The following is an 11,762-nucleotide window of genomic DNA, read 5'->3' on the forward strand; positions in this document are numbered from 1 at the left end:
TATAGGTATCGATTTGCCGCAGCACGTATGCGCCATCGGCTTGCCGGTACAGCCGCTTCAGCAGGCGCAGCGCTTCCGCATCGAGCACCACGCCTTGCCATGGCGCCCAGCCTTGCGGCATGTCCGCAAACAGCCGCGCGGCGGCGCCGGGCATGGCGCCCGTCGTGGACAGCGGCGCCCCGTCGCCCAGCAGTTGCCATTCCCCGGCCTGGCCCGTCTCGCCGGGCATGCGCCAGGCCAGCAATGCGCGCTCGCTGTTATAGGTATCGATTTGCCGCAGCACGTATGCGCCATCGGCTTGCCGGTACAGCCGCTTCAGCAGGCGCAGCGCTTCCGCATCGAGCACCACGCCTTGCCATGGCGCCAGCGATGCGGCGCGGTCTTGCGGCGCTGCCGCGGCCCACGCCAGCAAGTCGCGCGGCGCCGCCTCGATGGCGCCATCGGCCGCCAGCCGCAGCAGGCCATGCGCCTGCAGCGCGCTAAACAGCGCCTGGTCTTCCTGCGCATTGCGCATGCCCTCCGTTACGGATGGCACGAGGTGGCGGCCCGGCGGCAGCCATCCCGTGACGACGGTGCCGTTGGCGGCGAACGCCGTCACGGCACAGCAGCGTGCCGCCGCCGTTGCAGGCCGGTATAACTGCACTGCCAACTCTCCCGCCTGCGGACAAGCCGCCGACGCGCGCCGCTCCACGCGCAACGCGCCGCCACGCCATGCAAGCCAGCCATGGCGCTGCATGATCCCGGCGGCGCCATGCCCGGCACCAGCTGCGGCACCATCGGCGGCGCTGTCCGACACCCATGCCGCATCCGCTCCGCGCCAGCTGAGCCGCAACGGCGCGTCCATGGCTTCGCCGCCATCGATGCGGACTGCAGGGACGCCGCCTTCGGCCAGCAGCGCGTGGCGCAATGGCGCACTGCGCGCCGCCAGCTCATCAAAGCTGCCGCCCATGCGCAGCGCCTGCATGCGCCCATCCGCGCGCAGCTGGCTGCACAGGCTGACGCGCACAGGCGCTTGTCCCTGCATGCCGTTCAGCGCCAGCACGGCGCCCCCGGCGACCGCCACCACGTGCGCCCCCGGCGTGCCGGGCACGTCGATCACCGCGCCAGGCAAGCTATCGCGATACACCGCCACTCCGGCATCGGCTACATCCGTATCATTCACGGGCGCCAGCCGCATGGCGTGGCTGCTGATCACGGCTGCACCGGCGCCGGCGAACACCATGGCCAGCACGGCCAGCAGCAGTGCGGCAGAGGACGACGGGCTGCGGGCCGCACCCGCGCGGCCGTTGCGATAGCGGCGCGCACGTAGCGTCCATGCGGCCAGCGCCTGTCGTAGGGAGTGATATGAATGTCGCATGGGCCGGTCCGTGGCAAAGGTTTGCCCAACCCTAGCGGGGGGAGGGAAAAAGCACTTTATCGGCGAAACATGCAATTCGTTCCGTCAAATTGACAGCTCGTCGCAATCCCGTAGTGTCTTGCGCCGCCGCCCGCTAAAGTACAACCATCGAAAGACAGTTCTCAACCAACCAGAAAGGAAACATCATGAACGTCCTGAAAAACTTCGAAGCCCTGTTTGTTGTAACGCTGGGCCTGGCATGCGCCGCCAATTATGTGATGGACACCAGCGAGGCCGAGCAGCCAGCCACTGCCCGCGCCGCAGCAACGACCACGGTGGCATATGCCGCGCCGCAAGACACGCAAGTGATCGTGGTCAGCGCCAAGCGCCTGACGGCCGAGCAAAAGCTGCAATCGCTGCGGGATGAACGCAAGGCTTCCGCCCAAGCCACCAGCCGCATCTGAGCCATGATGCGCTCCGACATTCGCCTGCACGCACAGCCCATGATGCTGGCGTAGCAGGCGAACCGTCCCTTCAGCGTCCCGCTGAACCTCAGCAATTCCCCTCTTGTCTCGTCTGTACGCAAGCGCACATATGTTTGTGGCGGCTTGGTGTCACTCGTAAAAAGTTGTATCTCATTTTCTCTGCCGGATCGTCGCTTGCTATATTGAACTTAGCGAGACTGTACGGAGAAAAATCATGAAACCTACCTTTATTGCTTGCGCGTTACTGGCACTGAGTTCCTCCGCGTTCGTCCCGGCGCAGGCGCTGGCCCAGGTTGACGTCAGCCTTGTGATCGGCAATGCACCGCCGCCGCCCCGCTTTGAAAGCGTGCCGCAACCGCGCCGTGGCTATATCTGGGCGCCAGGCTACTGGAACTGGGATGGCCACCGCCACGTGTGGACGTCGGGCCACTGGGAACCGGAAAGGATAGGCTATCAATACCGTCCGGGCACGTGGGTGCGGGCAGCCGACGGCTGGCGGCTGGAGCCGGGGACGTGGATCTCGCTGGGCAGCGTTCCCATGCAGGTTGACTATGCGGCAGTGCCGCCGCCACCGCCCCGCTATGAAGTGATTCCAGCGCCGCGGCGCGGCTACGTGTGGAGCGCCGGCTACTGGGAATGGCGCGGCAGCCGCCACGAATGGGTGCCGGGCCACTGGCTGGCGGAACGTCCCGGGTACGTCTACACGTCGCCGCGCTGGCTGGAACGCGATGGCCGCTGGGTGCGCGAAGAAGGCCGCTGGGAATATGCGCAGCGCCAGGCCCGCTACAACGACCGCGACCATGATGGCATTCCCGACCGGTACGAACGCCGGGGCCATGGGCGCGACCGCGACCACGACGGCATCCCCGACCGCTATGACCGGGACCGCGACAACGACGGCGTTCCGAACCGCTATGACCACGACCGCGATGGCGACGGCGTGCCAAACCGCTACGATGCGCGCCCCGATAATCCTCGCCGGCATTGATTGAACGCCGCCGCTTTGCCCTTGCCGCCATCTGCTACGATGGCGGTTTTTTTATGGTATGTCCCCATGGCCGGTTTCGACGACAGTCTCGCTTTCCATAACGAGCGGGTAGCCGCGCGGCGCCTGGCGCGTACCGCGCGCATGCCGCTGGCCGACGCACTGCGCACGGTACTGGAACAGGCCGCAGCGCAAGCCGGCGTACCCGGTATCGAAGCCCTGCTGACCGCCCGCCAGCAGGCACGCCATGATGACGAACAGCGGCGCGCCGCCAAGGCCGCCGGGCGCCATGCGCAGCGGCAGGCGCAGAAAGCACAGCGGGAAACTGCGCCGCCCGGGGCGTGGCGCGCCTGGTTTGATGGTTCCGCCACACCCAATCCCGGCGCCATCGGCATTGGCGCGCTGCTATGCGGACCAGGCGGGGAGCGGGTGGAAATCTGCCGCCGCGCCGGCCATGGCGGCAGCAGCGATGCGGAATACCTGGCGCTGATTGCCTTGCTGGAAGCGGCGCTGGCGTCCGGCGCCACGCCGCTGACGATTTGCGGCGACAGCCAGGTGGTGATCGGCGATGTCGCCGCGCCGGGACCGGCCGCGAAAGGTCTGCATGATTACCGCGCCACTGTGCGGCAATTGATGGCGCAAATCGGCGGCGTGACATTGCGCTGGGTGCCGCGCCACCGCAATGGCGACGCGGACCGCTTATCCCAGCAGGCTATCGCTGGAAGCCGTGCTCACGCCGCCGGCGACGCGCATGGCGGCGCCGCAGCGCCACGGGCATAGCGTTGGGGAACGCTGCCGCCGGTATCAGGCAGCGTGCCGGAGCGGGTCGGCCAAGCCCATGTCCGGGGAATGCATCAAGCCGTCGATATCCACCAGGATCAGCATGCGCTCGTCCACCGTGCCCAGTCCCGTGATGTATTCCGTCGTCACGGCCGATGAAATGTCCGGCGCCGGCTTGATCTGTTCCGGCGCCAGCATCGTCACATCCGACACGCTGTCCACCACCATGCCCACCGTGCGTCCGCCGACATGCAGGATGATCACCACAGTAAATGCGTTATACACCGGTTCGCCCAGGCCGAACTTGATGCGCATGTCGACGATCGGCACGATCAGGCCGCGCAAGTTGATGACGCCCTTGACAAATTCCGGCGCGCTGGCAATGCGGGTCGGCGTTTCATAGCTGCGGATCTCACTGACTTTCTGGATGTCGATGCCGTATTCCTCTTTGCCCAAAGTAAATGCCAGGTATTCAGCAGCGCTGGCAGAACTGGTCATGGCAATCGCGTCGGTAGACATAAAAGGTTCCTTGCAAGAAGAAAGTACATTAATAAACTACCGATATGTTACCGTACATCAACATTTTCCGCATCTAATAAAAACACCTATGGTGAAACTGGCAATCCATGCCACAATTGGGCAACACCGCCTTGCGCCCGCGCAGGGCAGCAATAATGAACCTGGAGACCAATGAATACGCTGTTGAGCAGTTGGCATCCGCGCCTGGTGGCGCTGGCAGCCAGCGCCTTTGGTGACGATGGCGCACATGACACCAATCACTTGCATCGCGTGTGGCGCAACGCCACGTTGTTGATGGACGATTACCCGGAAGCCGATGCGCTGGTCGTGCTGGCCGCGTGCTATCTGCACGATCTTGTGAATTTGCCCAAGAACCACCCGGAACGCCATTTGGCTTCGCGCCAGGCTGCGCTGCTGGCCAGCCGCCAGCTGGCCGCACTGGGTTTTCCGTCGAACCGCCTGGCCGCCGTCGCCCATGCGATTGAATGCCACAGTTTTTCCGCCGGCCTGACGCCGGAAACCATTGAAGCGAAAATCGTCCAGGATGCGGACCGCCTCGATGCGCTGGGCGCCGTTGGCCTGGCCCGCATGTTTTATACGGCAGGCCGCATGGGCTGTGCACTGGCCCACGCGGATGATCCGATGGCGCTGCACCGTGAGCTCGATGACAAGATGTATTCGCTGGACCACATCGAAGTCAAGTTGGCCACGCTGCCCGGGAAAATGCAGACCGAGGCGGGCCGCCGCATCGGCCAGGCGCGCCTGGCGGAACTGGCTGCGTTCCGCGACAGTTTTATCGCCGAATGGGCTGCCAGCCCCGCCACGCCATAAGGTACTTGCCGCATGATGCCAGCACCTGTAGAAAACCACCCTGCCCCATCCAAAGGCAATTTGAATTTCGTCCTGGTGTGCGTGTTCATCGACATGCTGGGGATCGGCCTGATTGTGCCCGTGCTGCCCATCCTGCTGGGCGAATTCGTCCACAGCAAGGAAGCGCAGGCGCACTGGTATGGCATCATGGGCGCCGTGTTCGGCCTGATGCAATTCATCTTCATGCCCATGCTGGGCGCCATCAGCGACCGCGTGGGGCGCCGTCCCGTGCTGCTGTATTCGATGGCGGGCATGTGCATCAATTTCCTGTCGACGGCGCTGGCGCCCAGCCTCGCGTTCATGTTCATCGGCCGCGTGATCGGCGGCGCGTCGTCGGCCAGCATGTCGGTGGCGTCCGCCTACGCGTCGGATATTTCCACCCATGAAAACCGGGCCAAGAGCTTTGGCAAGATCGGCGCGGCGTTTGGCCTGGGTTTCATTGCAGGCCCGATGGTGGGCGGCTTGCTGGGCGACGTCAGCCTGCACTTGCCGTTTTATGTGGCAGCGGGCCTGTCGGCCGGCAATTTCATTTACGGCTATTTCTGCGTGCCGGAATCGTTGCCGGAATCGCAGCGCGCACCGTTCAAACTGACGCGCGTGAACCCGCTGGCCGGCCTGTTCAAACTGGCGGCGCGCGAAGATATCCGTGGCCTGATCATCGCGTTTTCGCTGATGACGGGCGCGCAAATGATGCTGCAATCGACGTGGGTGCTGTACACGAGTTTCCGATTCAACTGGACCACGGGACAAAACGGCCTGGCCATGTTTTGCGTCGGCATGGCCGCAGCCGTCGTGCAGGCAGGCTTGCTGGGTGTCTTCATGCGCGTGTTTGGCGAAGTGCGCTTAACCTTGTTCGGCCTGGCTTCCGGCTGCATCACGTACATGCTGTATGGCTTGGCCACGCAAGGCTGGATGATGTACCTGTTCATTTGCTGCAACTTGCTGTCATTTGCCGCCGGTCCCGCGCTGCAGGGCATTATTTCCAAAGCCACGCCTGCCAACCAGCAGGGCGAATTGATGGGCTCACTGCAGTCGATCAGCAGCCTGGGCGCGATCCTGATGCCGCTGCTGGGCAGCGCCATCCTGGGACAGGTCAGCCACCTGCCCGCCAATGACTGGCGCATCGGCACAAGCTATTTTGTGTGCGCCGCCATGCAAGCCACGGCGATCCTGGTTGCGTACCTGTATTTTTCGGCACGCCGACGCGCCAGGGGGCAGACAGCATGATGGCCACAAGTTACTTCGTGTACGCCGCCATGCAAGCCACGGCGATCCTCGTAGCGTACCTGTATTTCTCGGCGCGCCGCCGCGCCAGGGGGCAGACGGCATGATGCGCCACGTAATGACTGCAACGACGCTGGCGATGGCGATGGCGGCCCATGCGCAGACGCTGGCGCAGCCATCCTGCACGCGCGAGATCCAGGTCCCCGTCGCCCCGATCGGCATGAGCGTCACGCAGCTGGAAAATGGCGCCGTCGGCGGCATTTATCCGGAAATATTCCAGCATGCCACCGCCAAAGCCGGCTGCAAATTCGTGTACTCCATCGTGCCCCGCGCGCGGCTGGAAGTGCTGTTCGAAATGGGCAAGGCGGATTTGCTGGTACCCGCCTCGCGTACCCCGGCGCGCGACAAGCACGGCACCTTTGTCCCCATGATCGGGCACCGCGCCACGCTGCTGTCGCTGGCCGGCGGAACGCGCGCGCCGCTAACGTCGGCGCAGGATTTGCTGGACAGGAAAGAATTGCGCGTCGCCGTCGTGCGCGGCTATGACTTTGGCGAACAATATCAATGGCTGGTGCGGGAACTGTCGCGCCAGGGCCGCCTGTACCAGGAAACCGATACCGTTGCCATTGCGCGGCTGATGCAGGCCGGCGCAATCGACGTCACCATCATGGGCCCCACGACCTTCCTTGGCGCCGTGCAGCGTGATGCCCGCGTAGCGGCGCTGGCCGATAAGCTGCGGGTCGAACCGATCGCGGAATTGCCCTGGAGCTGGAGCGGCATCTACATTTCGCGCCATTCGCTCAGCCCGGAAGATCAGGCCACATTGCGCGACTTGATGGAACGGATCGCCAAGTCGCCGGCGATCCTGGAAGCGTTCCAGCACACCTATAAGCAAGACTGGCTGGCGGAAAGCGTGCGGCCGCGCTGACATGGCGGATTTGACTCGGCGTCCCCGTAAAATCCGCCTTACGCACTTGCTGGCGGCACCTTACTGGCGGTATTCGATCACCGGCAACTCGATTGTGCTGGCCGCCTGCGCGCCGTAATACACGCTGTGCGTCGCCTTGCGGTAATCGCCCGGCTGCGCGTAGAAAATATTCGGCACATAGGTTTGCGGATTGCGGTCATACAGCGGGAACCAGCTGGACTGGATCTGCACCATGACGCGGTGCCCCGGCAAGAACACGTGGTTTGCGTTGGGCAGCGCAAAGCGGTAGCGCTGCACCTGCCCCGCAGGAATTGGCGACGGCTGCGACAGGCTGTCGCGGTAGCGGCCCCGGAAAATCTCCATCGCGATGCCTTGCTGGTAACCGCCCAGTTCTGGCTGCGACGGCACTTCGTCCGGATGCACGTCGATCAATTTCACCACCCAGTCCGCATCGGTGCCGGTGGTGGCCGCATATAAATCCACGCGCGGCTGGCCGGCAATGGCCAGCGGCGCCGCCAGCGGTTCCGTCACGTACACCAGCACATCCGGCCGGTCGCCGGCAAAGCGCTGGTCCGACACCAGCCACGGCTTCCACACATTTTCATCATGCAGGCGCACCGGGCGCGGCACGAACGGCACCGGCTTCAACGGGTCGGAAAGGTAATCGTCATGGCCCTGCTGCCCAGGCGCCGCAAAGCCCAGGCCGAAGCCCGGCTGCAGGTACAGCATCCTGGCTGCGGACAGGCAGCCCGACCCGCACGATTGCGGCCATTGCGTATAACGCTGCCAGCGGTCCGCGCCAGTCTGGTAGCTGAGCACCGGTGGCGTGTCCGCGGGCGGGGCGCCGTCTTTCAGGTGTTGGTTGAAGAAGGGCTGCAGCACATCGCGGCGGAACTGGCGCGCCGTGTCGCCTTCGAAGCGCAGCGCGCCCAATCTGCTGCCATCGTAATTGACGCCGCTGTGGCGCCACGGCCCGATCGCCAGGAAGTTCATGCGGTTGTCGTGGTCTTGCTTTTCCATCGCCGCATAGGCCGCGTACGGGCCATATATATCTTCCTGGTCCCACTGGCCGACAATATGCATGGTCGGCACTTTCAGCTTGCGCGCACCGACCAGGCGGTCCAGCGCCTGCTCTTGCCAGTATTGGTCGTATGCCGGATGCTCGAACAGCTTTTTCGTGAAATTCAGCTGGTCGAGGCCGAAGCGCTTTGCATAGCCGGATGCGGAACCGGAACGCAGCACGCTGTCGTAATCATCGTAAATGCCGCTGGCCAAACCTTCGCCACGGCCCCGCACCGTCGTCTGCCCTGCCACGTAATCGAGCGACGGCATGCGGAACGCGCCGTTGTGGAACCAGTCGTCGCCGCGCCAGCCATCGACCATGGCGCTCATGGGCGCGGCGGCTTTCAGCGCCGGATGCGGGTCGGCCAGCGCCATCATGACAGTAAAGCCTTCGTACGATGAACCCAGCATGCCGACCTTGCCATTGCTTTCATGGACATTTTTCACCAGCCAGTCGATGGTATCCCACGCGTCCGTTGCGTGGTCGGTTTTCGTATGGTTCAGCGGCCCGCGCAGCGGGCGCGTCATCACGTAATCGCCTTCGGACCCATATTTGCCCCGCACGTCCTGGAATACGCGGATATATCCTTCCGCCACGAAAAATTCATCGCCCTGCGGCAAGGACGCCAATAACGACGGGCTGACATTGCGCTGTGCGCGCCGCGCCGCGTTATATGGCGTGCGGGTCAGCAGGATTGGCGCGTGTTGCGCGCCTTTCGGAATCATGATGACGGTGTGCAGCTTGACGCCATCGCGCATCGGGATCATGACGACGCGGCGGACGTAATCCGCCTGTCCGGCCGGGACATCGAAACTGGCGGGGATATCCGGCGCCATGGGCGGTGTTTGCGCCATGGCAGAGGTAGTGAGCAGCAAGGACAAGGTCATGGCGGCCGGCAAGCGTTGTCGCATCAATTCAGGCTCCTCGATAAGTAATTCCCCATCGTACCGAACCCTATTACCTTCGGCAATATCCACACTGTGCGTGTGTGCGCACATACTGCACCGCTGAGCCGGCCTACAGTGGCGGCATACTTTCAGGAGGAAAATCATGAAAAAACTGCTGATTGCCGCCGCGCTGGCGGGTTCCCTGGGCGCCACGGCGCTGCCATCGTTTGCCGACACGCTGATCGTGCGCACGGCGCCGCCGCCAGTCCGTGAAGAAATCGTGCCGGATGCGCGCCATGGCTATACGTGGGTGGCCGGGCACTGGGACTGGAATGGCCGCCGCTACGTGTGGATCCGTGGCAGGTGGGTCCGCGACCGGCCCGGCTATGTGTACCATCCGCAAGTGTGGGAAGAACGCGATGGCCGCTGGGTGGCGGAGCGGGGCCGCTGGGCCCGGGGTGACCGCGACCACGACGGTATTCCCAACCGCTATGACCGCGACCGCGACAATGACGGCGTCCCCAACCGCGCCGATGCCGCGCCGAACGATCCCCGCCGGTACTAATGGCTAAACCATTGCCGCGGCCTTGACAGGGCCGCGGCAAGGTGCAACCATAACGGGATGAAATTTTTCCAACCACATCGCTCCTGCATGCTTAGCCAAAATTGGTGGCGCCGCTGAACCAGCGCGGCCATTGAATAGTGATGTGAATAATTAGTCAACGCCGCCTCTGCACAGGTGGCGTTTTTGTTGGCGCAACAGGCGGGGGCAAGGAAAAGGAACCCTCGTATGGACCAGCCAGCAGCCGTAATCACCACCGCACCAACTTCCCCTACCGTGATCTTGACGGGCGACCGTCCGACCGGTCCCCTGCACCTGGGCCACTACGTCGGCAGCCTGCGCGGCCGCGTGCAATACCAGCACGACTACAAGCAATTCGTCATGCTGGCCGATTCCCAGGCGCTGACGGACAACATGGATGACATCGACAAGGTGCACCGCAACGTGGTGGAAGTGGCGCTGGATTACCTGGCAGTCGGCATCGATCCCGCCAAGACCACGATTTTCATCCAGTCGCAAATTCCTGAACTGGCGGAACTGACGTTTTATTACCTGAACCTGGTGACGGTGGCACGCCTGGAACGCAATCCGACCGTCAAGCAGGAAATCGTGCTGCGCGGCTTCGAGCGCGACATCCCCGCCGGCTTCCTGACGTATCCAGCCAGCCAGGCCGCCGACATCACGGCGTTCAAGGCGCAAGTGGTGCCGGTCGGCGAAGACCAGATCCCGATGATCGAGCAGACCAATGAAATCGTGCGCCGCTTTAACCGCACGTATAACCAGGAAATCCTCGTCGAGTGCAAGGCGCTGGTGCCGGAAATCGGCCGCCTGCCGGGCACCGACGGCAAAGCCAAGATGAGTAAATCGCTGGGCAACACGATCAACCTGGGCGCATCCAGCGATGAAATCCGCGCGGCCGTGAAAAAGGTGTACACCGATCCGCTGCACCTGCGCGTCGAAGATCCGGGCCACCTGGAAGGCAACGTCGCCTTTATTTACCTCGATGCGTTTGACAACGACAAGGCGTCGCTGGAAGAAATGAAAGCGCATTACCAGCGCGGCGGCCTGGGCGACTCCATCGTCAAGAAGCGCCTGGACGCCGTCTTGCAGGAATTGCTGGCCCCGATCCGCGCACGCCGCGAAGAACTGGCCAAAGACAAAGGCTATGTCATGCAAGTGCTGAAGGAAGGCACGATGCGCGCCCGCGAAGTGGCGGCCCGCACGACCGATGAAGTCAAGGCCGCGCTGGGCCTGAATTACTTTTAAACGATGACGGCCATCGTTTGGACGCTGGCGGTGTACGGCATCGCCAGCGTCATCTGCTTCATGTTTTACGCAGCGGACAAGTCCGCTGCCCGCGCCGGCCGCTGGCGCATCCCGGAAAGCACGTTATTGATGCTGGGCCTGTGCTGCGGCTGGCCCGGCGGCGTCGTGGCGCAGCAGTGGCTGCGCCATAAATCCGTCAAGGCATCGTTCCGCCTGAAATTCTGGGGCACGGTGCTGGTCAATGTGGCGGCCTTTATCGGGCTGGCGCAGGTGGCGCTGCGATAGCGGTTGCCGGCTGCTGCAGGTAGCGCTGCAGGAATGGCAGTATGGCAGCCGCGTACGCTGCCGGATCGTAGGCATGCAAGTCCGGAATACACCAGTGCAGCCGCGCCCAGCGACACACCGATCACCCCGGCTTTTTCCATTGGCACTTCGTGGCGCAGCCAGTCCAGCGCACTGCGGACCCCGGCCGCTTCGCGCCAGCCAAACGTGATATGGCCGCCGCCGCTTTCGCCATGTGCCGGCAAATCCACCAGCAAGACACTGTAGCCTGACTGCTTCAGCATGCGGGCCCGCTGCAGCATGGCCATGCGGTCGCCACGCACGCCGTGCAGCAGCAGGACGGCGCCCACACCCGGCGTGCCCGGCACGAACCAGCCGCGCACCGTGTAGCCATCGGCGGGCAAGCTGACGTCGCGCGCCTGTAAATCAGGCGGCGCCGCCCCGATGACTCGCGACGCAGGGCGGCTCAGCAATTCGCCCGCAGCGATGACGGCCAGCGCCGCCAGTGCGGCAGCGGCCAGCGCTGCCACCCGCAGGCGGCGGTTCGATAGTATTTCATCAACCCGCAGCATAGC

General features: G+C 63.9%; 11 protein-coding genes and 2 pseudogenes. 9 read left to right on the forward strand and 4 right to left on the reverse strand.

Annotated features, from left to right (window positions below):
• Positions 1–1,357 (reverse strand): annotated as a pseudogene (locus tag GM668_RS17225) (penicillin-binding transpeptidase domain-containing protein); the annotation flags it as partial.
• 185 nt (positions 1,358–1,542) lie between these two features.
• Between GM668_RS17225 and GM668_RS17230 the strand changes: the two are divergent.
• The 3 genes from GM668_RS17230 (at position 1,543) to GM668_RS17245 (ending at position 3,586) form a co-directional block, all read left to right on the forward strand.
• Complete coding sequence (locus GM668_RS17230) at positions 1,543–1,800, forward strand: hypothetical protein (RefSeq protein WP_155440198.1); 258 nt, start codon at positions 1,543–1,545, stop codon at positions 1,798–1,800.
• A gap of 235 nt (positions 1,801–2,035) precedes the next feature.
• Positions 2,036–2,809, forward strand: coding sequence for a YXWGXW repeat-containing protein (locus GM668_RS31600; protein WP_308506827.1), 774 nt, complete (start codon positions 2,036–2,038; stop codon positions 2,807–2,809).
• Between the two features lie 66 nt (positions 2,810–2,875).
• Positions 2,876–3,586 (forward strand): ribonuclease HI family protein, encoded by a 711-nt coding sequence (locus GM668_RS17245; protein ID WP_155440199.1) that lies wholly within the window; start codon positions 2,876–2,878, stop codon positions 3,584–3,586.
• A 24-nt stretch (positions 3,587–3,610) separates the two neighbouring features.
• Here GM668_RS17245 and GM668_RS17250 read toward each other — a convergent pair whose 3' ends face one another.
• On the reverse strand, positions 3,611–4,105 hold the full coding sequence (locus tag GM668_RS17250) for a chemotaxis protein CheW (protein WP_155440200.1): 495 nt from the start codon (positions 4,103–4,105) through the stop codon (positions 3,611–3,613).
• Between the two features lie 171 nt (positions 4,106–4,276).
• Between GM668_RS17250 and GM668_RS17255 the strand changes: the two genes are divergently transcribed.
• The 3 genes from GM668_RS17255 (at position 4,277) to GM668_RS17265 (ending at position 7,127) form a co-directional block, all read left to right on the forward strand.
• Entirely contained in the window at positions 4,277–4,936 is a 660-nt protein-coding gene (locus GM668_RS17255; protein ID WP_155440201.1) for an HD domain-containing protein, read from the forward strand.
• 12 nt (positions 4,937–4,948) lie between these two features.
• Positions 4,949–6,202, forward strand: coding sequence for a TCR/Tet family MFS transporter (locus tag GM668_RS17260; RefSeq protein ID WP_229499466.1), 1,254 nt, complete (start codon positions 4,949–4,951; stop codon positions 6,200–6,202).
• Positions 6,203–6,302: 100 nt separating this feature from the next.
• Positions 6,303–7,127, forward strand: coding sequence for a substrate-binding periplasmic protein (locus GM668_RS17265; RefSeq protein WP_229499468.1), 825 nt, complete (start codon positions 6,303–6,305; stop codon positions 7,125–7,127).
• A gap of 60 nt (positions 7,128–7,187) precedes the next feature.
• Here the strand turns inward: GM668_RS17265 and GM668_RS17270 are convergent, their stop codons facing one another.
• Positions 7,188–9,101: a CocE/NonD family hydrolase gene (locus GM668_RS17270; protein WP_155440202.1), complete on the reverse strand. Its 1,914-nt coding sequence runs from the start codon at positions 9,099–9,101 to the stop codon at positions 7,188–7,190.
• Between the two features lie 139 nt (positions 9,102–9,240).
• On the opposite strand from GM668_RS17270, the gene GM668_RS17275 reads away from it, so the two are divergent.
• From GM668_RS17275 to GM668_RS30570, 3 genes are all read left to right on the forward strand, one after another.
• Positions 9,241–9,642 carry a YXWGXW repeat-containing protein gene (locus tag GM668_RS17275; protein WP_155440203.1) on the forward strand — a complete coding sequence of 134 codons (402 nt, stop codon included), beginning with the start codon at positions 9,241–9,243 and terminating at the stop codon, positions 9,640–9,642.
• Positions 9,643–9,867: 225 nt separating this feature from the next.
• Positions 9,868–10,905 (forward strand): tryptophan--tRNA ligase, encoded by a 1,038-nt coding sequence (trpS, locus tag GM668_RS17280; protein ID WP_155440204.1) that lies wholly within the window; start codon positions 9,868–9,870, stop codon positions 10,903–10,905.
• A 60-nt stretch (positions 10,906–10,965) separates the two neighbouring features.
• Entirely contained in the window at positions 10,966–11,190 is a 225-nt protein-coding gene (locus GM668_RS30570; RefSeq protein WP_229499499.1) for a DUF1294 domain-containing protein, read from the forward strand.
• Between the two features lie 47 nt (positions 11,191–11,237).
• Here the strand turns inward: GM668_RS30570 and GM668_RS31605 are convergent.
• A pseudogene (locus GM668_RS31605) lies at positions 11,238–11,759 on the reverse strand (alpha/beta hydrolase); the annotation flags it as partial.
• Positions 11,760–11,762 lie beyond the last annotated feature (3 nt).

The organism is Pseudoduganella ginsengisoli (genome assembly GCF_009720865.1).
Classification (GTDB): domain Bacteria; phylum Pseudomonadota; class Gammaproteobacteria; order Burkholderiales; family Burkholderiaceae_D; genus Rugamonas; species Rugamonas ginsengisoli.

What these genes read in the sequence shown, in the direction of transcription:
- GM668_RS17255 (WP_155440201.1), top strand. Translation starts at nt 4,277, where the DNA reads ATGAATACGCTGTTGAGCAGTTGGCATCCGCGCCTGGTGGCGCTGGCA.
- GM668_RS17275 (WP_155440203.1), top strand. Translation starts at nt 9,241, where the DNA reads ATGAAAAAACTGCTGATTGCCGCCGCGCTGGCGGGTTCCCTGGGCGCC.
- GM668_RS17260 (WP_229499466.1), top strand. Translation starts at nt 4,949, where the DNA reads ATGATGCCAGCACCTGTAGAAAACCACCCTGCCCCATCCAAAGGCAAT.
- GM668_RS31600 (WP_308506827.1), top strand. Translation starts at nt 2,036, where the DNA reads ATGAAACCTACCTTTATTGCTTGCGCGTTACTGGCACTGAGTTCCTCC.
- GM668_RS17270 (WP_155440202.1), bottom strand. Translation starts at nt 9,101, where the DNA reads ATGCGACAACGCTTGCCGGCCGCCATGACCTTGTCCTTGCTGCTCACT.
- GM668_RS17250 (WP_155440200.1), bottom strand. Translation starts at nt 4,105, where the DNA reads ATGTCTACCGACGCGATTGCCATGACCAGTTCTGCCAGCGCTGCTGAA.
- GM668_RS17245 (WP_155440199.1), top strand. Translation starts at nt 2,876, where the DNA reads ATGGCCGGTTTCGACGACAGTCTCGCTTTCCATAACGAGCGGGTAGCC.
- GM668_RS17265 (WP_229499468.1), top strand. Translation starts at nt 6,303, where the DNA reads ATGATGCGCCACGTAATGACTGCAACGACGCTGGCGATGGCGATGGCG.
- GM668_RS17230 (WP_155440198.1), top strand. Translation starts at nt 1,543, where the DNA reads ATGAACGTCCTGAAAAACTTCGAAGCCCTGTTTGTTGTAACGCTGGGC.
- trpS (WP_155440204.1), top strand. Translation starts at nt 9,868, where the DNA reads ATGGACCAGCCAGCAGCCGTAATCACCACCGCACCAACTTCCCCTACC.
- GM668_RS30570 (WP_229499499.1), top strand. Translation starts at nt 10,966, where the DNA reads ATGTTTTACGCAGCGGACAAGTCCGCTGCCCGCGCCGGCCGCTGGCGC.